The organism is Dyella sp. OK584, assembly GCF_057787755.1.
Genome location: NZ_CM173542.1, coordinates 1702586 through 1724271 on the forward strand (window position 1 = coordinate 1702586; position 21686 = coordinate 1724271).

At 63.3% G+C, this 21686-nt stretch carries 20 protein-coding genes and 1 tRNA gene; 16 read left to right on the top strand and 5 right to left on the bottom strand.

Going from position 1 to position 21686, the window contains the following annotated elements; translation table 11 throughout:
* Positions 1-51 precede the first annotated feature (51 nt).
* The 7 genes from AC3CBN_RS07560 to AC3CBN_RS07590 all read left to right on the top strand — a co-directional run bounded on the left by AC3CBN_RS07560 (position 52) and on the right by AC3CBN_RS07590 (position 10383).
* Positions 52-1149 carry a dipeptide epimerase gene (locus AC3CBN_RS07560; protein WP_488636196.1) on the top strand — a complete coding sequence of 366 codons (1098 nt, stop codon included), beginning with the start codon at positions 52-54 and terminating at the stop codon, positions 1147-1149.
* A gap of 134 nt (positions 1150-1283) precedes the next feature.
* Positions 1284-2141 carry a MurR/RpiR family transcriptional regulator gene (locus tag AC3CBN_RS07565; RefSeq protein WP_488636197.1) on the top strand — a complete coding sequence of 286 codons (858 nt, stop codon included), beginning with the start codon at positions 1284-1286 and terminating at the stop codon, positions 2139-2141.
* 25 nt (positions 2142-2166) lie between these two features.
* Complete coding sequence (locus AC3CBN_RS07570; protein ID WP_488636198.1) at positions 2167-2958, top strand: L,D-transpeptidase family protein; 792 nt, start codon at positions 2167-2169, stop codon at positions 2956-2958.
* The gene (locus tag AC3CBN_RS07575) at positions 2955-4196 is read left to right on the top strand and encodes a dicarboxylate/amino acid:cation symporter (protein WP_488636199.1); all 1242 of its coding nucleotides are present in this window, start codon (positions 2955-2957) and stop codon (positions 4194-4196) included. The genes AC3CBN_RS07570 and AC3CBN_RS07575 overlap by 4 nt, the downstream gene beginning before the upstream one ends.
* On the top strand, positions 4193-5332 hold the full coding sequence (locus AC3CBN_RS07580; RefSeq protein ID WP_488636200.1) for an NAD(P)/FAD-dependent oxidoreductase: 1140 nt from the start codon (positions 4193-4195) through the stop codon (positions 5330-5332). Before AC3CBN_RS07575 ends, AC3CBN_RS07580 begins: the two co-directional genes overlap by 4 nt.
* A gap of 207 nt (positions 5333-5539) precedes the next feature.
* Positions 5540-8671: a TonB-dependent receptor gene (locus AC3CBN_RS07585; protein WP_488636201.1), complete on the top strand. Its 3132-nt coding sequence runs from the start codon at positions 5540-5542 to the stop codon at positions 8669-8671.
* Between the two features lie 104 nt (positions 8672-8775).
* The gene (locus AC3CBN_RS07590) at positions 8776-10383 is read left to right on the top strand and encodes a tetratricopeptide repeat-containing sulfotransferase family protein (RefSeq protein ID WP_488636202.1); all 1608 of its coding nucleotides are present in this window, start codon (positions 8776-8778) and stop codon (positions 10381-10383) included.
* 198 nt (positions 10384-10581) lie between these two features.
* Here AC3CBN_RS07590 and AC3CBN_RS07595 read toward each other — a convergent pair whose 3' ends face one another.
* On the bottom strand, positions 10582-10866 hold the full coding sequence (locus AC3CBN_RS07595) for a hypothetical protein (RefSeq protein WP_488636203.1): 285 nt from the start codon (positions 10864-10866) through the stop codon (positions 10582-10584).
* Between the two features lie 80 nt (positions 10867-10946).
* Positions 10947-11534 carry a hypothetical protein gene (locus AC3CBN_RS07600; protein ID WP_488636204.1) on the bottom strand — a complete coding sequence of 196 codons (588 nt, stop codon included), beginning with the start codon at positions 11532-11534 and terminating at the stop codon, positions 10947-10949.
* 241 nt (positions 11535-11775) lie between these two features.
* On the opposite strand from AC3CBN_RS07600, the gene AC3CBN_RS07605 reads away from it, so the two are divergent.
* The 5 genes from AC3CBN_RS07605 to AC3CBN_RS07625 all read left to right on the top strand — a co-directional run bounded on the left by AC3CBN_RS07605 (position 11776) and on the right by AC3CBN_RS07625 (position 16173).
* On the top strand, positions 11776-12372 hold the full coding sequence (locus AC3CBN_RS07605; protein ID WP_488636205.1) for an anthranilate synthase component II: 597 nt from the start codon (positions 11776-11778) through the stop codon (positions 12370-12372).
* Positions 12369-13445 carry an anthranilate phosphoribosyltransferase gene (gene trpD / locus AC3CBN_RS07610; protein WP_488636206.1) on the top strand — a complete coding sequence of 359 codons (1077 nt, stop codon included), beginning with the start codon at positions 12369-12371 and terminating at the stop codon, positions 13443-13445. The genes AC3CBN_RS07605 and trpD overlap by 4 nt, the downstream gene beginning before the upstream one ends.
* Positions 13446-13487: 42 nt before the next feature.
* Entirely contained in the window at positions 13488-14282 is a 795-nt protein-coding gene (trpC, locus tag AC3CBN_RS07615) for an indole-3-glycerol phosphate synthase TrpC (protein WP_488636207.1), read from the top strand.
* A 4-nt stretch (positions 14283-14286) separates the two neighbouring features.
* Positions 14287-14988, top strand: coding sequence for an HAD family hydrolase (locus tag AC3CBN_RS07620; RefSeq protein WP_488636208.1), 702 nt, complete (start codon positions 14287-14289; stop codon positions 14986-14988).
* A 189-nt stretch (positions 14989-15177) separates the two neighbouring features.
* Positions 15178-16173: a bifunctional helix-turn-helix transcriptional regulator/GNAT family N-acetyltransferase gene (locus AC3CBN_RS07625; RefSeq protein WP_488636209.1), complete on the top strand. Its 996-nt coding sequence runs from the start codon at positions 15178-15180 to the stop codon at positions 16171-16173.
* A gap of 50 nt (positions 16174-16223) precedes the next feature.
* Here AC3CBN_RS07625 and crp read toward each other — a convergent pair whose 3' ends face one another.
* The gene (gene crp, locus AC3CBN_RS07630) at positions 16224-16919 is read right to left on the bottom strand and encodes a cAMP-activated global transcriptional regulator CRP (protein WP_111980880.1); all 696 of its coding nucleotides are present in this window, start codon (positions 16917-16919) and stop codon (positions 16224-16226) included.
* A 281-nt stretch (positions 16920-17200) separates the two neighbouring features.
* On the opposite strand from crp, the gene speD reads away from it, so the two are divergent.
* The gene (gene speD / locus AC3CBN_RS07635; RefSeq protein ID WP_026633844.1) at positions 17201-17986 is read left to right on the top strand and encodes an adenosylmethionine decarboxylase; all 786 of its coding nucleotides are present in this window, start codon (positions 17201-17203) and stop codon (positions 17984-17986) included.
* A gap of 681 nt (positions 17987-18667) precedes the next feature.
* Here the strand turns inward: speD and coq7 are convergent.
* Positions 18668-19309 carry a 2-polyprenyl-3-methyl-6-methoxy-1,4-benzoquinone monooxygenase gene (coq7, locus tag AC3CBN_RS07640; RefSeq protein ID WP_488636210.1) on the bottom strand — a complete coding sequence of 214 codons (642 nt, stop codon included), beginning with the start codon at positions 19307-19309 and terminating at the stop codon, positions 18668-18670.
* A complete protein-coding gene (locus AC3CBN_RS07645) occupies positions 19306-20514 on the bottom strand; it encodes a (Fe-S)-binding protein (protein ID WP_488636211.1) in 1209 nt (402 codons plus the stop codon). Before AC3CBN_RS07645 ends, coq7 begins: the two co-directional genes overlap by 4 nt.
* 140 nt (positions 20515-20654) lie before the next feature.
* On the opposite strand from AC3CBN_RS07645, the gene rplM reads away from it, so the two are divergent.
* The 3 genes from rplM (at position 20655) to AC3CBN_RS07660 (ending at position 21625) form a co-directional block, all read left to right on the top strand.
* Complete coding sequence (rplM, locus tag AC3CBN_RS07650; RefSeq protein WP_488636212.1) at positions 20655-21083, top strand: 50S ribosomal protein L13; 429 nt, start codon at positions 20655-20657, stop codon at positions 21081-21083.
* Between the two features lie 9 nt (positions 21084-21092).
* On the top strand, positions 21093-21485 hold the full coding sequence (gene rpsI / locus AC3CBN_RS07655) for a 30S ribosomal protein S9 (RefSeq protein WP_488636213.1): 393 nt from the start codon (positions 21093-21095) through the stop codon (positions 21483-21485).
* 66 nt (positions 21486-21551) lie between these two features.
* A tRNA-Gln gene (locus AC3CBN_RS07660) sits at positions 21552-21625 on the top strand.
* Positions 21626-21686: the final 61 nt, after the last annotated feature.

The window sequence follows — 21686 nt, forward strand, 5'->3', positions numbered from 1 at the left end:
CGTCGCCCACGTCATCGTTTCCCTTTCGAAGACAGGAAGCCTCCGAGCCTCATGAAGATCACCGATATCAAGTTCGGCAAGCTGCGGGTGCCGCTGAAAACGCCGTTCAAGACGGCATTGCGCACCGTCAACCAGGTCGAAGACATCGTGGTGATGGTGCACACCGATACCGGTCACGTTGGTTACGGTGAAGCGCCGGCCACTGCGGTCATTACCGGCGACACGCACGGTTCGATCGTCGATGCGATCCGGCACTACATCGCGCCACGGCTGGTCGGCGAGGACATCGCGGACCTCAACCGGGTTACCCAGTTGATCCAGAGTGCGATGGAGAAGAACACCAGTGCCAAGGCGGCAGTGGAGATTGCCATCTACGACCTGTGGGGCCAGCTCTACAACGCGCCGCTGTACAAGCTGCTGGGTGGTGGCGACCCGGTGATCACCACCGACATCACCATCAGCGTGGACTACATCGACAAGATGGTGGCCGATTCCATCAGCGCGGTCGAACGCGGCTTTGAATCGCTCAAGATCAAGGTCGGCAAGGACATCGGCGTCGACATCGAGCGCGTCAAGGCGATCTACGCGGCGGTGGAAAACCGTGCGCTGCTGCGCCTGGACGCCAACCAGGGCTGGACGGCCAAGCAAGCGGTGTACGCGCTGCAAACGCTGGAAGACGCCGGCGTGCGACTGGAACTGGTCGAGCAGCCAGTGAAAGCGCGCGACCTTGAGGGCATGCGCTATGTCACCGAGCGCGTGCACACGCCCATCATGGCCGATGAAAGCGTGTTTGGTCCGCTGGAGGTGATCGACCTGATCCAGATGCGCGCGGCCGACATCATCAACATCAAGCTGATGAAGACCGGCGGCATCTCCAACGCCATCCGCATTGCCGACATCGCCGGCATGTATGGGGTGGAGTGCATGATCGGCTGCATGCTGGAAACCAGCATCAGCGTGGCGGCCGCCGTACATGTGGCGGTAGCCAAGTCGGCAGTGATCACCAAGGTGGATCTGGATGGCCCCTCGCTATGCCAGTACAACCCAACCGACGGGGGCGTGATCTTCAACGAGTCGGAGATCTCGGTCACCGATGCGCCCGGATTGGGAATCCGGGAAATCCGTGGCCTGGAAAGGTTGACCGACTGATGTTCACCGCAGCGTATCCCCAAGCTCGTCATTCCTGCGCAAGCAGGAATCCAGCGCTTTTGTTGTGGTCGGCGCTGAAGTCACTGGATCCCAGCTTTCGCTGGGATGAAAGCATTTATTAGGGACGCCCGAATATGTCGCCTTTGGTGAAAATTCGCTCCCAGCGCGACCAGATGTCGGCGGTCGAGCGGCGCGTCGCCGATTTCATTTTGGAGAACGCACAGCTGCTGCGCGACTACTCCTCGCAGCAGCTCGCGAACGCACTGGGCATCAGCCAGTCCAGCGTGGTCAAGTTCACCCAGAAGCTGGGTTTCAAGGGTTATCCCGACCTCAAGTACTCGGTGGGCGAAGCGATCGCCCGCGCCGACAGCGGCGACACCGCCGAGGTGGCGACACAGGCGCATGGCGGCGAGAGCGAAGCCTGGGCCGCCGGGCTGTGGCGGTGCAAATCCGCCGCGGAGGAAGAAACGCGCCTGATCAATTCGCCGGAGACGCTGCAGGCGGTGGCCGATGCCATCGCCGTGGCGGGACGGAAAGGCAAGGTCTTCATGATCGGCCTGGGCGACGACGACATCTATGCACGCAGCTTTGCGCTGCGGCTGTCGCTGCTTGGCGTGCCCAGCGTGCACAACTTCGACGCGCCACGCATGGCGGCGAGCGTGTCAGCCGTGGGCGCGGGCGACGTGTTGTTGGTGTTCTCCGAGCACGGCAACCATCCGGCGCTGTGCAAGATCGGTCGCTTCTTCCGCGAGCGGCGCGGCCTGCTGATCACCGTGACACGCCATACGTCCAATCCGTTGCGCGCGCTGGCCGACATGGCGCTGCTGGTATCGGCGCACGACGATCGTCCTTACATCCAGCCGGTGCTGTATCAATCGGCGCTGCAGCACCTGCTCGACCGCGTGTTCGTGCAGCTGTGCGAAGGCGACGAGCAGCGTCACCTGCAACTGCTTGCCAATCTCGAACGCGTCCAGCAAATGCTGGAGCCGTAGTTCCCATGAGTCGAAACGGAGCCGCATGAAACCCGCGCATCGCCATTCCCTTCTTCACGGCCTGTTCGTCATGGGCATCGCTTGCGCGGCGTATATCGCGGGCCAGGCGACTGCGGCGCAGGCCGATGCGCATTGGCATCAGTCGAAACAGATGGTGCTGGTCGTGACCCCCGACTGGAACGCCGACCATGGCGTATTGCGCGCCTACGAACGTGTCAACGGCGCATGGAAGGCCGAGGGTGAATCGCAAGATGTCACTGTGGGTCGCTCGGGTTCCGCCTGGGGGCTGGGACTCAACGATGCGCAATCGGGCGGCCCGCAGAAGCGCGAAGGCGATGGCCGCGCGACGGCAGGCGTGTTCCGTATCGGCGAGGTATTCGGTTATGCGGCCAAGGCGGATACGCGCATGCCATACCAGGCCCTGCAAATGAGCGACTGGTGCGTGGACGTGGACGGCTCGCCTTACTACAACCGCATCGTCGACGCGAACAAGGTGGGCGAGAAGGCGGTGGCTGGCTCCAGCGAGCCGATGCGGCGCGATCTGCACCTCGACGGCGACCAGCGTTACAAGGTGGGATTCGTGATCGAGCAAAACGCACAGGGCAAAGCGGGCAGTGGCAGTTGCATCTTCGCGCACCTGTGGAAGTCGCCGACCGACGCCACCGCCGGTTGCACGGCGATGCCCGAGCCAGCGATGCGCCACCTTCTGGCCTGGCTGAAACCGGAAGACCTGCCCGTATTCGTGCTGTTGCCGCGCGACGAGTACGTGCGCCTGCAGTCGTCGTGGTATCTGCCCGCGCTGGACAAGCAGCCTTGAGCGCCACGACGCGGGTATTGATAGGCCTTGCGCTGGGTGCCCTTGGCGGCCTTTCGCTGGCGGCCTGGGCGCCGAGTTCAGCGGTGCAGGTGGCCGACGCGGTGCAGCCGTTTGGACGTCTGTGGCTCAATGCCTTGCAGATGACCGTAGTGCCACTGGTGTTCGCGCTCGTGGTGGTCGGCGTGAACACCGCCAGCGATGCGGCAGCATCCGGGCGCATCGCGCGTCGCGCCATCGTGGCGTTCATCGTGATCCTGATTGGTGGTGCGCTGTTTGCCGCGGCGGTGGCGCCGCGCCTGTTCGCCTTGTTCACCCCCGACCCTGCGCTTACCACGGCGCTGGAGAGTGCAGTTGCGACGCATGCGCCGCCCGTGGTTGCCGCCGTCGGTTGGGCTGAGTGGTTCAACGGCATCGTGCCGTCCAACGCGATCATGGCCGCAGCGCAGAGCGCGATGTTGCCGCTGGTGGTGTTCGCGCTGTTCTTCGGTTTTGCGTTGACGCGCATCGATGTGGAACGACGCAGCCTGATCATCACCTTCTTCCAGGCTATCGCCGACACCATGATCGTGATCGTGCGTTGGGTGCTGTGGGTGGCGCCACTGGGCGTGTTCGCGCTGATTCTCGCCGTATGCGCCCGCGCCGGCCTGCACATGTTGAGCGCCTTGGGCATCTATGTGCTGGTGGAGTGCCTGCTGTACGTGGCGGTCACAGTGCTGATGCTGCCGATAGCCGTGGTGTGGGGAGGGGAGAAATTGCGTCGTTTCGTGCTGGCACTGTTGCCTGCGCAGATCGTGGCGGCCAGTACCCAGTCGTCATTGGCGTCACTGCCCGCGATGCTGGAAAGCGCGGGACGTCGGCTCGGCTATCCATCCCAGGTCAACGCGCTGGTGCTGCCGATGGCGGTGAGCCTGTTCCGGCTGACGAGCCCGGTGCAGTACGTGACCTCGGCGTGCTTTATCGCGTGGGCCTACGGCATCGATGTTGGTGCCGCGCAGTTGGGGGCCGCTGCGCTGCTCGCTGTTGTGATCAGCCTGGGCTCGGTGGGCCTGCCGGGTGCGGTCAGCTTCATGGCGACCAACCTGCCGGTTGCGCAGGCGATGGGCGTGCCCGTGGGGCCGCTGGGCCTGATGCTGGCCGTTGATGCCTTGCCGGATGCGCTCGCCACGTTGGGCAACGTTACCGCCGACCTCACCGCCACCAGCGTGGTGGCTCGCCAATCCGCCGCGGATACTGCATGAGCACGATCACGGAAGCCGATGTCATTGTCATTGGCGCTGGCATGGCCGGTGCCTCGGTCGCCTATTTCATGGCGCCGCACGCGCGCGTCGTGGTGATCGAACGCGAGCAGCATGCCGGCATGCATTCCACCGGTCGTTCCGCCGCATTGTTTTCCGAAACCTACGGTTCGGCGCAGGTGCGTACGCTGACGCGCGCGGCGCGTCCTTTTTTCGAGCGGCCGCCCGCAGGGTTTGCCACGCAGCCCATTCTCGCGCGGCGCGGCACCGTCATCATCGGCAACGAGGAGCAGGTCGATGCCGTGCAGGCGATGTACGAGAACATGGCGTCGCTCACGCATGGTCTGCGCGTGGTGGATGGCGTGTGGCTGCGCGACACCGTTCCTGTGCTGAAGCCCGAGGCCGCGCATATCGGGCTGTATGAGCCGGGCTCGTCGGACATCGACGTCAACGAATTGCACCAGGGATTTCTGCGCGGATTGCGAGCGCAGGGCGGCAAGCTGCGCGTGAACGTGGATATCCGTTCGATCGAACGCGGCCCGGGCCATTGGTTCATCGATGCCGGGAGCGAATCGTTTCGCGCGCCGCTGTTGGTCAACGCTGCAGGTGCCTGGGTGGACGAGGTGGCTGCGCTCGCCGGCGTGGCGCCCATCGGCATCCAGCCGAAGCGCCGCTCGGCGTTCCTGTTCGAAGCGCCGCCGCAATTCGATACCACGCATTGGCCCTTCGTCACCGACATTGAGGAAAGTTTCTACTTCAAGCCTGACGCCGGCCTGTTGCTCGGTTGCCCCGCAAATGCCGACCCGGTTTCTCCGCATGATGTGCAGCCGGAAGAGCTCGACATCGCCATAGGCATCCACCGCATCGAGGAGGCGACCACCATGACCATCCGTCGTCCCACGCGCATGTGGGCTGGTCTGCGCTCGTTCGTGGCCGATGGCGATCTGGTGGGCGGATTTGCGCCCGATGCGGAAGGTTTTTTCTGGGTCGCCGCGCAGGGCGGCTATGGCATCCAGACCAGCGCTGCGATGGGCGAGGCGTGCGCCCACCTGGCGCTGGGACGAACGTTGCCGGCGACGCTGGTCGACGCTGGTGTATCTGCCGAAATGCTTGCTCCGCGTGTCCGGGCATTTCGGTGAAGGGGAGGATCACGCGGAACCTGTGCGGTCGGCCATGTCGCTTGCGTCTTGATGCCGGTATCGCACTGGGGTGTTTTTTTCAGTCGTCCAAGGCAGCCACGTCGGCTGCCGGTCTGAGCGTTCAAAACCGAAACGGACTTCATCACCGGATACGGAGTTCGTTCGCTAACAACTGACAAGGCCATTGGCCATGGGGAGTGCATGACGATGAAGGGCAAGGTTCCTCGCACGTTGCGTCGTAACGATGTCTTCCGGCGAAAAGCGCTGGCGGTCGCTATCAGCTCCATCACGATGGGTTTTGCGGGCGCCGCGTGGTCTCAGGCGACCAGCGGCACCATCTATGGCACCGCCCCCGTGGCCCCAGGCGAAGCCGTCCAGATCACCGGTGGCTCGGGCTTCAATCGCACCATTGATGTGGGGGCGTCCGGCAAGTACTCGGTGACGTTGCCGGTGGGTACCTACACCGTGTCGCTGCTGCAGAATGGCGAGGTCGTCGATTCGCGCAGCGGGGTGAGTCCGGCGGCGGCAGGCGCCGTGGCCGTGGATTTCGCCGCTCCGGCGGGGGCCACGGGAGCCAGGACCCTTGGCACGATCAATGTCACCGGCAACTCATTGCCACCCATCGACGTGAGCACCACCAACCAGGTGACGACGATCACCGCCAAGCAATTGCAGCAACTGCCCTTGCAGCGCACCGCCGAGGACATTGCCTTGCTGGCGCCAGGCGTCAACCTGGGTTCCCCCGAGATAGGCACCGGTCCGCTGGGCACGCCGAACCTCGTGTTCGGTGGCGCATCGACGGCGGAGAACGCGTACTACCTCGACGGCATGAACACCACCGAGCTGCTCAACAACCAGGGTGGCATCTCACTGCCTTATGGCGCCATCGAACAGCAGCAGACCTTCACCAGCGGTTATGACGCCCGGTATGGCCGCTCCATCGGCGGCGTGATCAACCAGATCGGCAAGAGTGGCGACAACGACTGGCACTTCGGCGCGCGCGCCCTGTGGCAACCGGGCAGCATGCGCAACGATCCCGACAACTACTACTACGCCAATCCACTGGTAACCAGCCAAGGCAACCGGCCGGGCGACCTTGCCGTCTATCGCAAGAACAACAGCAGCAGCGAAACGATCTACGACGCCTACATCAGCGGCCCGCTCATCAAGGACAAGCTGTTCTTCTACATCGGCCTCGAGCAGGACGACTCCCATTACAGAAGCACTTCGGAGTTCAGCAGCACGGCCACGACCGAAACATTCAAGGTGCACGATCCGAAGTTCTATACCAAGTTCAACTGGAACATAAACGACAGCAACGTGCTGAGCGCGAGCTACGTGCAGAACTCGCACAAGACAGCTGGCACCATCTACGACTTTGACTACGACACCCTCAAGACGGGTGACTTCAACGGTCTCGACCAGATCAACCGGACCACCTTCAAGGTGTGGGTGGCCAATTACACCTCCTACATCACCGACAGCCTGACCCTGAATGCGACGGTCGGCAAGATGCATGGCTCGTACTACACAGCCCAGCCGGGATACGAGGGCTTTGATCCCCTGCTGCCGCATATCGCCAGCAGCTCCGTGCAGGATCCGGCGTTCGTGCCGCCCGGCGGCATTTCCAACTCGCAGATCAACTCGTCGATCACCGACCCCAATCACAAGGAATCGGTGACGAACTACCGCCTGAATCTGGACTACAAGTTGGGTGATCACGACTTCCAGGTCGGTATCGACAACATCAACTCCACGGACTTGAACGATGGCGCGGTGAATCCGGGTCCGGGATATCAGTGGATTTATGGGCAGAGCGATCCCGGCTCGCCGGTGTTCGGGGTGGACCCCAACGTCCCGCCCTATGTCGCGCCATCGACCCAGTGCCATCCCGACTCGTCGGGGACTACCCGCTGCTATTACGTGCAACAGCACACCGACATCAGCGTGGCTTCCGTGCGCGTCGCGCAACGCGCCCAATACATCATGGACAACTGGCAGGTGACACCGAACCTGCTGTTGAACATGGGCTTGCGCAATGACCAGTTCACGAACTACGACGCCTCGGGCGTGCCGTATATCCGGCTGACCACGCCGCAATGGGCGCCGCGCCTGGGCTTCAGCTGGGACGTGCATGGCGACTCCTCGCTGAAGGTGTTCGGCAATGCTGGCCGCTACTACCTGGCGCTGCCGGAACAGGTGGCGCTGTCCATCGCCGCGCCGGTGACGAATGCCGGCATATACGGCACCTACACCGGCATCGATCCGACCACCGGCGCGCCGATCGGGTTCACGCCTCTGCCACAGAATCCATCGACGGGCGTGTCGATCGACAGCGAGTATGGCCAGGCGAAGGATCCGCGCGTCTCTGCATCGCGGAACATCAAGGCCGAGTATTCGGACAACTACGTCCTGGGCATGCAGCAACAGTTCCAGATGCTGGGAACGCAGTGGGTGTTCGGCGCGACCGGCACCTATCAGCGCATGAATCGCATCATCGACGACTTCGACGATATCCAGATCGAATGCCAGGCCGGGCGCGCGCAAGGCTATGCCTATATGACGCCCGACACCTGCAGCCAGTGGGCTCAGAGCCTGGTGCTGATCAATCCGGGCGAAACCAGCAACCTGTGGATGCAGTCGCCCAGTGGCGCCCTCGTGCCCGTGACGCTGTCGGCCAAGGACCAGGGTTTCCCGAAGGGACCGACGCGCCGCTACTACTCGCTGGACCTGTCGCTGGAGCACGCATGGGACGGCAAGTGGTTCGCCAAGCTCGATTACGTGTTCTCCCGCACCTGGGGCAATGACGAAGGCCCGGTAAGCACTTACTCCCAGCAGGGCGGTTCCTACGAATCACTTACCACCGGCTGGGACTTCCCGGAACGCATGCAGTATTCCTCCGGCGTCCTGCCCAATGATCGCAGGCACCAGATCAAGCTTTTCGGCGCCTATCAGGTCGCTCCGGACTGGACGGTGGGCGCCAACCTTTACATCGCATCCGGCACGCCGGTTCTCTGCCGTGGTGGCTACGGACCGGATCAGCTGGCGCTGCATGGCTCCCACACCTACTACTGGTGCGGCGGCGAGCCCGTTCCGCCGGGCTCGCTGGGTCGCCTGCCGTGGACTCACCAGATCGGCCTCAATGTGGATTACAAGCCGGGCTGGGCCGACCACAAGCTCGACTTCAATCTGGCCGTCTTCAATCTGCTCGACCAGCAGACGCCCGTGTTCTACAACGACTTCTACGGAACCACCTCCAGTCCCAATCCCGACTTTGGTCGGGTGCAGGACACGATCTCGCCGCGCTACGTCAGATTCTCCGTGGCCTACGATTTCTGATCGCTTGCAGACATTCCTCCCTTACGCCGGGCTTCGCCCGGCGTTTTTTTGCAGCCCATGCACGCCTTGTATAGTCTGCTGACTCGACCATCGCCGGTGACGACATGACAGAACCTCGGCCAGCGCAGGGCACGCCTCGGCAACCGCTTTCAGACACGGCCGAACGCATGCTGGCAAGAGCGCGCGAGGAATGCGCGCACCATGCCTTCGAGGCTGCGGAACGATCCTTGATCAGCGTGCTAGCCCTGGCGCCCAACGAGCCCACCGCCCTCCGGATGCTGGGTATGGTGGCGCAGCGCCGCGGCAATCACGGGCAGGCCATCGACTGCTTCCAGCGCGTGCTTTTGGTATGGCCCGACGACTCCGACCTGCATGTCTGCCTCGGCATCGCGCTGTTTGAACGCGGCAACGTGGATCAGGCCCTGGTGCATATGCGACATGCGTGCGAACTGCAACCGCGATCTGCCCCGGCCTGGTTCAATCTCGGTGAGGCTTTGGCGAGGGCAGTGCACACCGGGGAGGCTGTCGCCGCTCTGCAGCGGGCGCTCGAGCTCGATCCCGCACACATGTCGGCTCGGTTGTCGTTGTCCAAGGCGCAAGCGAGCCTGGGAGAGATCGATGCCGCGGTCGCGGGATTCAGGGAGGTGGTTCGCGTCGATCCGGGCAATGCCGAAGGATGGTTCGGCCTGTCGAATCTCAACACCGTCCGTTTCGACGCTGCGGATGCGGCATGCCTCCAGCGTGTCTTGGCGCGCGAGGGTTTGCCGGCCCGTCATCGGGAGCTGCTCGGCTTCACCCTGGCCAAGGCGCAGGAGGATCAAGGCGACTATGGCAAGGCCTTCGACACGTTCGGTTGGGCCAATGCCTCGCGTCGCAAACGGGTGAAGTGGGACGCCGCGGGAGAGCGCCGACGCGTGGATGCGATCCTGCGCATCTTCGCGAACGAGATGCCGCCGCCGCTGGATCCCGAACTGGGCCGCGAAGTCATCCTGATCGTCAGCATCCCGCGCTCCGGTTCAACGCTGGTCGAACAGATCCTCGCTTCGCATCCGGACGTCGAGGGCGCCAACGAGATCAAGGACATGTCGCAGGTTATCGACGCCGAAACGCGTCGCCGCCATTCGGCCTTTCCGTTGTGGGCGTCGGACGCCACCGCCGAGGACTGGCAGCGTCTCGGCAACGAATATCTCGCGCACACCGCTCACTGGCGCAAGACCAAACCGCGCTTCACTGACAAGAGCCTGGTGACCTGGTATCTCGTGGGCGCCGCGTTGGCGATGCTGCCCGCGGCGCGCGTCGTCATCGTTCGCCGCGATCCGGTGGAAACCTGCCTGGCGTGCTATCGCCAGTGCTTCACCGAGCAGACCGGCTTCACCTGCGACCTCGACGAGATGGCCGATTACTGCATCGACTTCTCGCGCCTGACGCGCTTCTGGCTGGACAGATACCCCGATCGCGTACTCGATCTTCCTTACGAATCATTGGTCGCCGAGCCAGAGCCCGTCATCCGCCGCCTGCTGGATTTCTGCGACCTGCCGTTCGATCCCGCATGCCTCGAATTCCACAAAACCTCGCGCGCCGTGTTGAGTGCGCCCAGCGCCGCACAAGTGCGGCAACCCTTGCGCCGCGACACCGCGCGCAGCGAACGTTATGGCGACAAGCTCGACCGTCTGCGTCAGCGCCTGCGCGATGCGGGCGTGCTGACGGAGTGAGCGGGAAATCAGGTGCAGCTGGAAGTGCTCGGCATCGCGATGTGCATTCATCGCATCGAAGAGGTCACAACCTTGTCGATCCGCTCTCACTGAGTCGTTCGTTGCCGTCGCATCTGCACGATGCCGGCATCACCGCCGACATGCTCGATCCGCGGTGGCAGTGGCAATAGCGGTTGCCGGAGCAACCGGCGCCATTGACTACCAGGTAGGGAGCATGGGCGCAGCCTGCTGCGATGGCGCTTCTTCGGCAGCTATTGCCGACATCGGGACGTTGGCATTCGTGTGCACCGCTAAGCGTCGGGCCACCATGTGGTCGTGACGCGCTTCCAGCCGCTCGATGTAGCGCTTGCGCAGTTCCAGCAGCCATTCGGCATCGGCGCTGTCCAGGCCGGCCTCGCGCACGCGGCGCAGGTGCTCCGTTTCCAGTGCCAGCAACTTGCGCGAATCACGCAAGCGCTTTTCCAGCTCGGCGATGACGTGCATGGTGCGTCCTCCCTGTCCGGGCGAATCATTTTGCCTGCACTGGATTGCCAGTATGTGAACTCGCCGGGCGCCCCGCCATTTCAGTGCAGTCGCGAGCCAAACACCACCAGCGCCGCCATTGCGGCATGCTTCTGATCGACACCCCAGGGCGGGCCGGCCCACTTGCCGAGCGCCGCGATCTCCGAGGCCCACGGGCACGCCGATGGCGCAAGCTGATCCAGGTCCCGCTCCGGGATCAGGCCCAGCGGCAGGCCTGACCCTGAGATCGCCGCCGCCAGCGCATCAGGAAACAGCAGCCCCTCGGCCTGATGCATGCGAATGTGGACCGCAAGTATCTGCTCCGTGGTCCAGGCCGGCATGGGAGAGCCGGTGAGCACGGCGGCGCCGGCAATGTCATGTCCGGCCTCCTGCAACTCATGCAGCAACTCGGCGACTCGTTCCGCCGCCACCTGGCGCGCGGCGTCGATGCCTTGCCTGACCACGGCATTGGCCCGCTCGGGGACCATGCCTTCGGCCGCGTGATAAGGCTGCCTCGCCCACGCCGCACTGCGCGCATCCACCAATGACAGGCGGCGTCGGTCCACTAATTGTGGATGCTCGTCTTGTAGCCCGAGCGCGACCATCGCAGCCCAGCCCGAATGCGCTTTGAACCCAATGGCGACCTTCATGCGACGCACCTCGTCCGCAACATGGCCCGGGTAAAAGCCGGTTCCGATATAGCACGCGCCGACGTTGCCAGCGGTCTATGGGGGCAAGGAAAGCAAATCGGTTGCTGCAGCGCCGCGCGGCTTTCAGCACAATGCACCTCTTGGCATCGCTTTTCGCGGACCGTCAGGGTCGCGGGTGTGGTTGATGATGCGCGCCGCTGATGTCACCCTTTTGCCCTGCAATCAACAAGTTGGCATTCCCATGCTCCTGATGATCGACAACTACGACAGCTTCACCTTCAACCTCGTGCAGTACCTGGGCGAGTTGGGGCAGGCGGTGAAGGTGGTGCGCAACGACGCCTTGGACGTGGCCGCTATCCGCGCGCTCAAGCCCACGCACATCATGATTTCGCCAGGCCCCGGCACGCCAGACGATTCAGGCATATCGCTGAACGTGCTGCGCGAGCTGGCGGGCGAGATCCCTGTGTTCGGTGTGTGTCTTGGCCATCAGGCCATCGGTCAGGTGTTTGGCGGCAAGGTGATTCGAGCCAAGCGGATCATGCACGGCAAGACGTCGCCGGTGCGGCATCGCGGCCAGGGTGTGTTCGCGGGATTGCCCGATCCCTTCGAAGCCACGCGCTATCACTCGCTGGTGGTGGAGCAGGAGTCGTTGCCCGATTGCCTCGAAGTGACGGCCTGGACGGAGAACGCTGATGGCTCCATCGACGAAATCATGGGCCTGCGCCACAAGACGCTGAACGTCGAAGGCGTGCAGTTCCATCCGGAATCGATCCTTACCCAGTATGGGCATGACCTGCTGCGCAACTTCCTCGGCTTGCCGCTGAAGCTCGCCGCATGAACGCTGCGTCGACCAGCCAGCCGGTGGGCCGTCGCGTCACCATTACGCCGCAAGAAGCACTGCAGCGCACGATCGAGCATCGCGAGATCTTTCACGACGAAATGATTGAGCTGATGCGGCAGATCATGCGCGGCGAGGTGAGCCCGCTGATGACGGCGGCCATCATCACCGGCCTGCGCGTAAAGAAGGAAACCGTGGGCGAGATCACCGGCGCGGCCCGCGTGATGCGCGAGCTGTCCTCCAAGGTGGAGCTGCCGCCACACGAGCATTTTGTGGACATCGTGGGCACCGGCGGCGATGGCGCGTCGAGCTTCAATATTTCCACCGCATCGATGTTCGTTGCGGCGGCGGCGGGCGCGCGCATCGCCAAGCATGGCGGACGCAGCGTGTCGTCCAAGTCAGGTAGTGCAGATGTGCTCGAGGCGCTGGGTGCGGTGATCGACCTGCCGCCCGCGCAGGTCGCGCAATGCATGCAGGAGTGCGGCATCGGTTTCATGTTCGCGCCCAACCATCATCCGGCGATGAAGGTTGTGGCGCCGGTGCGCAAGGAAATGGGCGTGCGCACGCTGTTCAACATCCTCGGGCCGCTGACCAATCCGGCCGGCGCGCCGAACATACTGATGGGTGTGTTCCATCCGGATCTGGTGGGCATCCAGGTGCGCGTGCTGCAGGCGCTCGGTGCGAAGCATGCGCTGGTGGTGTGGGGTCGCGACGGCATGGACGAAATCTCGCTGGGCGCAGCGACGCTGGTGGGCGAATTGCGCGACGGCGAGGTGCGCGAGTACGAGGTGGAGCCCGAGGATTTTGGCCTGGCCATGGCGTCCAGCCGCAACCTGCGCGTGGAAAATGCCGAGGAATCGCGCACCATGCTGCTGGAGGCGCTGGAGGGGCACCGCGGCGTGCCGCACGATATCGTTTGTCTCAACGCGGGAGCCGCGCTGTATGCGGCCAATGTGGTGGACTCCATTGCGGCCGGCATCGAATTGGCCCGCACGACCATCGCCAGCGGCGCCGCTCGTGCGAAAATAGACGCCTTCGTGGCGACAACACAGCGTCTGGCAGCCAAGGCCTGACGCTCACGCCATCTTCATGGCCCGAACCAGCAAGCTTTCGTCATGACCGATATTCTCCAACGCATCCTCACCCGCAAGACCGAAGAAGTCGCCGAGCGCAGCGCCAAGCTGCCGCTGGTGGAATTGTCCGCGCGTGTCGCGGATCTCCCGGAAACCCGGGGTTTCGCCGCGGCCATCGAGGCCAAGATCGACGACGGCCTGCCTGCGGTGATCGCCGAAGTGAAGCGTGCAAGCCCGAGCAAGGGTCTGATCCGTCCCGATTTCGATCCGGCTGCCATCGCCTGCAGTTACGCGAAGGGCGGCGCCGCCTGCCTGTCGGTATTGACCGATCGCGACTTCTTCCAGGGCAGCGAAGACTTCCTGAAGCAGGCGCGTGCCGCGTGTTCGCTGCCGGTGCTGCGCAAGGATTTCGTGATCGACCCTTATCAGGTGTACGAGGCGCGTGTGATCGGCGCCGACTGCATTCTGCTGATTGTTGCCGCGCTGGGCGATGCGGCGCTGCTGGAACTGTCGCTGCTGGCCGCCGACCTGGACCTTGACGTGTTGTGCGAAGTGCACGATGCCGAGGAGCTGGAACGCGCGTTGGCGTTGCCGGTGCCGCTGATCGGCGTGAACAACCGCAACCTGCGTACTTTCCACACCTCGCTGGAAACCTCGCTGGAATTGCAGCAGTTGATGGAGTACGACCGCATCCTGGTCAGCGAGTCGGGCATCCACACGGTCGATGACGTGGCCATGCTGCGCGACGCCGGCATCAACGCCTTCCTGGTCGGTGAGGCGTTCATGCGCGCCGACGATCCAGGTGCGGAACTCCAGCGTCTGTTTGCGACCAGGTAAGCCTATGTCTACAGGGGAAACCAGTTCGATGCCGGAGACGGTGGAAGTTATCGTGCCCGTCACGCGCACAGTGCTGTTCGATTTCGACGGCGTATTGATTCACGGCGACGCGTTCGACATGTTCATGCGCGAGCGCTACCAACGCTCGCTGCTTCGCCAGTTTGCAGCGGTGCTGGCCTTGCCGTGGATGGCGCTGGTAGTGCCGTTCTCGCGCCATCTCGCGGTGCGCTCATTGGTGCATGTAGGGTTGTTGGGCTTGAACGAGCGCCGTTATCAGGCGGCGGCCGAGGCGTTCGCAGCTAGCTTGGTGCGTCGGCCGGGCCAGTTCTGCCGAGATGGACTCAATGCGTTGCGCCGTCACCAGGCGGTTGGCGATCGCGTGATCGTGGTCACCGGTTGTGAGCACGTACTGGTCAGCCGCATCCTTGATCAGCTTGGATTGGGCGATGTCGAGGTACTGGCCTCGAAGCTGCGTCCGGGCCTGCTGGGCATGCGCGTGAAGCTGCATAACATCGGTCGTCGCAAGCCCGCCCAACTGGCCGCGCTCGGTGTTAGCGAGTGGCATGTGGCCTATAGTGATTCCTTGATCGATGCCCCCATGCTCAAGCCAGCCGCTGAAGTCGTGCTGGTCAACGGTACGCCCAAGCTATGCAAGAAGCTGGAAAGGGCGCTGGGTCGCACGATTACCCGCGTCGACTGGTTCTAGTGGGACCTTCCCGTGGTGGGGCATGCCCACTACGGGACAAGCTGACTCTTCAAAGGAGCCCAGCAGGGCGGTAACGCAACGCCTGCGAGGTCGCCTGTTGGCTGCGCTCCTGCATCCGGGTAGAGGGTCTTGTTTTCGGGGCGTTGGCGGTATTACGTTAGTACTTACATAATTGTCCTGGGGCAATCCATGTACCTTCCTTCGCTCGCCCAATTGGCGCTCGGTAGCCGCCTCAAGTCGCTCAGCGATCATTTTTATGCGGCGGTCGACGAGGTCTATCGTTCGTGCGGCGCTGGCGTCGAATCGCGCTGGTTTCCAGTACTGCGCTTCCTGTGGGAGCACGGGGAAACCACGGTCAGCGACGTAGCCCAAGCCATTGGCCAGACCCATTCGGCGGTCAGCCAGTTGGCCGACAAGCTGGTCGACGCGGGTTTGGTACGGCGCAAGAAGGATGCGCAGGACGGCCGACGCAGCCTGCTGGTGCTGACCGCAAAAGGGCATACCGCCTTGTCGGCACTGGGGCCGATCTGGGTCGCCATTCGGCGCGGCATCATGGCGTCGCTGGGCGAGGAAGGCCTGGCCAACCTGCTGACGGCCCTCATGGCTACCGAAAAGGCCCTGGAGAAACGCCCGGTGGTCGAAGCGATGCTGGCCGAGCACGCCGCGCTCACCTCCGCCGAGCTGGAGATCGTGCCGTACGAGCCGGCCCTGAAAGAGCACTTCTTCCGTCTCAATGCGCAATGGCTGGAACGTCACTTCCGGCTGGAAGACATCGACCGCGAAATGCTGGGCGACCCGGAGCGCTACGTGCTGTCGCCAGGCGGCGCGATCCTTTTCGCGCGGCTGGCAGGCGAGGTCATCGGCACCTGTGCGCTGCTGCAGGAATCACCCGGCGTCTACGAACTGTCCAAGATGGGCGTCGACGAAACCTTCCGTGGCATGGGCGCGGGTCGTCGCCTGCTGACTGCGGCCATCGACGAATTCCACCGGCGGGAGGGCAGGCAGTTGTTCCTTGAGTCCAACAGCCGCCTGAAGACGGCATTGCGCATGTACGAGCAGGCGGGCTTCGTGATGCAGCCTGCGATACGGCCCGGTTCGCATTACGAGCGGGCCGACGTGTACATGATCTACGCGCCCAAAACAGGCAAGGCCGCCAAAGGCGGCCTTGCCGGAAACCGAGGCTGAAGGCTGTCGTCCCTGCTTGCGGGGGGCGACAGCCGTAGTGGCGCCTGCGATCAGCGAGTGCCGCGCACCACGATGGTCTTGCCGGCCACGTCGATCATCCGCTGCTCTTCCAACTGCTTGAGCACGCGGCCGACCATCTCACGCGAGCAACCCACGATGCGGCTCACTTCCTGGCGCGAGATGCGGATCTGCGTGCCGTCCGGATGGGTCATCGCATCCGGCTCCTGGCACAGGTCCAACAGGGTCTTGGAGATGCGGTTGGTCACGTCCATGAACGCCATGCGGCTGACCTGGCGCGAGGTGCGCAGCAGGCGGTGCGTGAGCTGCGAGCCGATCGCGAACAGGATCTTCGGACACTCCTCGCGCAACGGGCCTTCCATCAGCTGGAACAGGCGCTCGTAGCTGATCTCGGCCATCTCGCAAGCGGTACGGGTGCGCACCATCGACTCGCGCTGCGCCTGCTCCACGAACAGGCCCATCTCGCCGATGAACTGGCCACGGCTCAGGTAGGCCAGGATCAGTTCGCGACCTTGCTCGTCCTCCGTGCAGACGGCCAGCGAGCCGTCCACGATGTAATAGAGCGTGTTGGCCGGGTCGCCTGGCCGGATGATGGCCGTCTTGCCCGGGTAGCGGCGCCGGTGGCAAAGCGCCAGAAAGCGCTCCATCGATGCCGGATCCGGAGCAAAGCTCGCCGGCGCCTGGGAACGTTCAAAAGCTTGCTGTAGCTGATATTTGAGTTGCGCCACGATGTGTCCCGTAGATTCAGTCCGGGGGTCCCCGAAAAGGCCCCCGCAGGTCCAATCCTTCCCCCCTCCGGGCATTATGGCAAACTAACATCACCTGCCGAAGGTTCAGTTTTCCCTTTTTTTGCCGCATACTTCACGGTCTTTCCGACGCGATCTCTTTGTCGCGCTCCGGTCACAAGGGTCGCGGAAGCTTCATGCTTTCGCGTCGAATTATCCAGCGGGGACCCTTGTAGCTAACCCGCCTCTACTGCTGGCCGTGCATCCGGCCATGGAGAGTCGCTGTGGTAAAACCGCTTCCCCGCCTGCGCCTGCAGGGCTTCAACAACCTGACCAAGGCGCTGAGCTTCAACATTTATGACATCTGCTATGCAGTGTCCGAAGAACAGCGCCAGCGCTACATCGAGTACATCGATGAGCAGTATGACGCCGATCGTCTCACCCAGATACTGACGGATGTCGCCGAAATCATCGGCGCCAACATCCTCAACATCGCACGCCAGGATTACGATCCGCAAGGTGCCTCGGTCACCATCCTCATTTCCGAGGAGCCGGTGGTGGAGAAACTGGGCCGCGACACCATCTCCGGTGCCGTGGTGGCGCACATGGACAAGAGCCACATCACCGTCCATACCTACCCGGAAACGCATCCGCACAACGGCATTGCGACTTTCCGCGCGGATATCGACGTGGCCACCTGCGGCGTGATCTCCCCGCTGAAGGCCCTGAATTACCTGATCGACAGCTTTGAGTCGGACATCGTCATCGCCGACTACCGCGTGCGCGGCTTCACCCGCGACGTGAAGGGCAAGAAGCACTTCATCGACCACAAGATCAACTCCGTGCAGGACTACCTGGCCAAGCACATTCGCCAGAAGTACGAGATGTTCGATGTGAACGTCTATCAGGAGAACATGTTCCACACGAAGATGCACATCAAGGACTTCGACCTTGATACGTACCTCTTCGAGGCACATGCCGATGATCTCTCGTTCAAGGAGCGCCAGCGCATCGAGTCGCTGCTGCGCCGCGAGATCGAAGAACTGTTCCATGGGCGCAACCTGATGTGATTCAAGAGAAACCCGCCGAAAGGCGGGTTTTTTCTTTTGGGCCCTCTCTTCGCCGGGGAGGTGCTCGGCTGAAGGGCAAGGTTCGCCAAAGTGTTCGCGGCGCATCTCGTGGTCTGTTTTTTTCTATAGGCGTGCACCCTGCGCGCGACTGGAGCGTTGCGGGCTGGCCGGGGGCGTTCTCGCCAGCGTGCCGCCTACGACCGAAGGAAGTCCCCGTGGGACGCGGCGGGCGTTTCGATCGCCTGCCGGCGACGCGGAGCCAGTCCCCGTGGGACGCTCGAGTCACCTTTCTTTTGCTGGCCCTCGCACGCGCAGGAGCGCGTGCGAACGGCGAAGCCGGCCCGAAGGGCGCAGGGCAGGATGCCCGGAGTCAAAGAAAAGTAACCCAAAGAAAACGGCCTGAAGGGCTGGTAGCGATGTGTTGGACACAAGTCTGACGGCTGGTGCCAGTTTGATGAGGTGCGTGCTACCTCACGGACAGCGGCTACACCGCAACGCGTCAATGTATTGAGGACTTAAAGCGAAGCCCGCCTTCTGCACCCTCTCCCCTTCGGGGAGAGGGTTGGGGTGAGGGGCGGGTGCTCGCGGAGGCGATGATGCAAAGCGAGCTTTGGCATCTCCGTTCCGCAGATCTTTCACAAACCGGAGGTACTACTGAAGACGCCGCGCTGATGCGACACCTTATATCCGGTATGCCACCGCCTTCATCACCATTGAACTCAGATGCATCAGCCCAGGAATGGGAAACGGTAGGTCTATGCCGCCGCGCTCACGGGCATCATGCGCATGGCGAATCTCATCGGCCTGCATCTGCGCCAGCACGGCGCGCGAACGTTCGTCCTGCGGCGGCAGCTTGTCCAGGTGTTCCTCAAGATGCGCCTCCACCTGACGTTCCGTCTCCACCACGAAACCCAGGCTCACCGGGTCGCCTGCCAAGGCCGCGATGGCGCCGATGGCATAACTGCCGGCGTACCAAAGCGGATTGAGTAGGCTGGGCCGGCTGTCCAACTCTTTCAGGCGATCGGCGCACCAGGCGAGGTGATCGGTTTCCTCGGCGGCAGCGTGCAGCAGGTGCTCGCGGTTGGCTTCGTTACGGGCCAATGCGGCCTGGCCGTCATAAAGCGCTTGCGCGCAAACCTCGCCGGTGTGGTTGATGCGCATCAGGCCCGCGGCATGACGACGCTCGGCATCATCCATATCCGCTTCGTCGAAAGCCTCCGAGGGAGACGAGCGTGCCGCTTCGGGCGCGCCGGCCACAGTTTCCAGTGCGCGCTCAACGCCGGCCAGCAGGCGGTCAAGCGGGGAAAGCGTGCGTGCGTTCATGGCGATATCTCCAGTTGCTGCGCCAACAGCGTCAGCGGGTGCATGTGCGGCCAGCGTTGGCCGTCGGCGTCCATGCCCGCAGCCAGGTGCAGGCGACAGCCGATATTGGACGACAACAGTTGCTGCGGTGCCAGCGTGGCGATCTGCCCCAGCGTGCTTTCGCGCAGACGCGCGGCGCGCTCCGGAAATTCCAGCATATGCGAGCCCGCCGCACCGCAGCAGTAGGGCGCGCGTGGCACGGTCTGTACATCCAGCTCGGGTACTTTGCGCAACAGCGCCTGCAGCGCCGATTCGTTACGTGCGACGTTGACCTGCGTACAGGGCAGATGAAGCGCCACGCGACGTGTGAGTGGGCGAAATTGCAGCTGATCCGATCGCGCGGCCAGTAGGGTGAATGGATCGACTACCGTCACTGTCGGTAAGGCGCGTCGCAGTGTGCCGAGGCATCCCGGCGTCACCGTTAGCAACTGTTCCGCGCCTGACGCCTGCCATGCCTCGCGTACGCGCTGAGCGAGCTGTTCCGCGGCATGCATCTCGCCGCCATGCAGATCAATGGCGCCGCAACAGAACGCGGGGAGGCGAATCACGCGATAGCCAACCGCGCGCAGCAGGGCGGTGGCGGCGTCTTCGGCCTCGGCGTCTTCCACGCTCGCCACGCATCCGGGGAACAGTGCGACCGTGGTCTGGGCCGATGGCGCGTTGTCAGGTACGGCCGGCAAGCGGCCATCGGCGAGCTTTGGCCATGTTTCCAGCGCAGCGCGCCAGGCTGAGCCGGCGGGCAGGCGATGGGCAAGACGTGTTTTCCAGCGCGCCAGGCCGGTGGCGCCCGCCACGCGAGCGGCCAGACGAAGCAGGGTTGGCTGCTTGAGCATTGCCAACAACTGGCGTGGTCGCGCCGGCATGGGGCCGATCAGGCCGCGCGTTTCCACCAACAATTCGCCATATTTCACGTTGGCCGGGCAGACGCGCTCGCAGTTGAGACAGCCCAGGCAGTGATCGAGATGGATGCGCAGCGCGGCGGTGGGCTCGGCATCGCCCCGCGCCAGTGCGGTCGCAATGGCGATACGCCCACGCGGAGACTCCGCCTCGTTGCCGTCGAGGCCATACGTGGGGCAGGTCGGCAGGCACAGTCCGCATTGCACGCACTGGTCGGCGAGGGCGGCTATCTTCTGTTCGCGAGTGTAGGGGGGCTTTTCAAGCGCCATGCCGATCATGCTATCATCGCCAGCTCGCAGCCCGCCGGTCGGTGGGCTTGCGCGATTGATGAAAACTCCGTTATCATCTCGCGCCTTTGTTCCACCGATTATGTGTACCGCCCTTGAGGCGGCAGACTAGGTATTCTGAAATGAAAACGTTCAGCGCCAAGCCGGAAAGCGTCAAGCGCGATTGGTTCGTGATTGATGCAACGGACAAGACGCTCGGTCGTCTGTCGACCGAGATCGCCCACCGTCTGCGTGGCAAGCACAAGCCGGAATTCACCCCGCACGTCGACACCGGCGATTACATCGTCGTGGTCAACGCTGAGAAGGTGGCCGTCACGGGTGCCAAGCTGGACGACAAGAAGTATCACCGCTTCACCGGCTACGTCGGCAACCTGAAGACCATGAGTCTGAAGGATCTGCTGGCTTCTCATCCGGAGCGCGTCATCGAAATCGCCGTCAAGGGCATGCTGCCGAAGAATCCGCTCGGCCGCGCGATGTATCGCAAGCTCAAGGTGTACGGCGGTGCCGAGCATCCGCATACCGCACAGCAGCCGCAGGCGCTGGAAATCTAAGGAACCATCATGGCTATCCAGCAGAATTACGGCACCGGCCGCCGCAAGACCTCCGCCGCTCGCGTGTTCCTGCGTAAGGGCAAGGGCGAGATCACTGTCAACGGCAAGACTCTCGACCAGTTCTTCGGTCGTGAGACCTCGCGCATGATCGTGCGCCAGCCGCTTGAGTTGATCCAGGCTACCGACAAGTTCGACGTCAACGTCACCGTTGCCGGCGGCGGCATCACTGGCCAGGCCGGTGCTATCCGTCTCGGTATCGCTCGTGCGCTGATCGAATACGACGAAACCCTGAAGTCCCAGCTCCGCAAGGCTGGCTTCGTGACCCGCGACGCCCGCGAGGTCGAGCGCAAGAAGGTCGGTCTGCACAAGGCTCGCCGCGCAACCCAGTTCTCGAAGCGCTAATTCTCTTCGGAGAGTTGCTTCGACGGTACGGTGCATCAAGTCAGAGCGCACCGCTCTGCAGGGTTTTGGGAGATCGTCTAACGGTAGGACAACGGACTCTGACTCCGTTTATCTAGGTTCGAATCCTAGTCTCCCAGCCACATCAAGGCTCCGCGAAAGCGGGGCCTTTTTGTTTTTGGCCTGTGCCAGGATTTGGAGAGG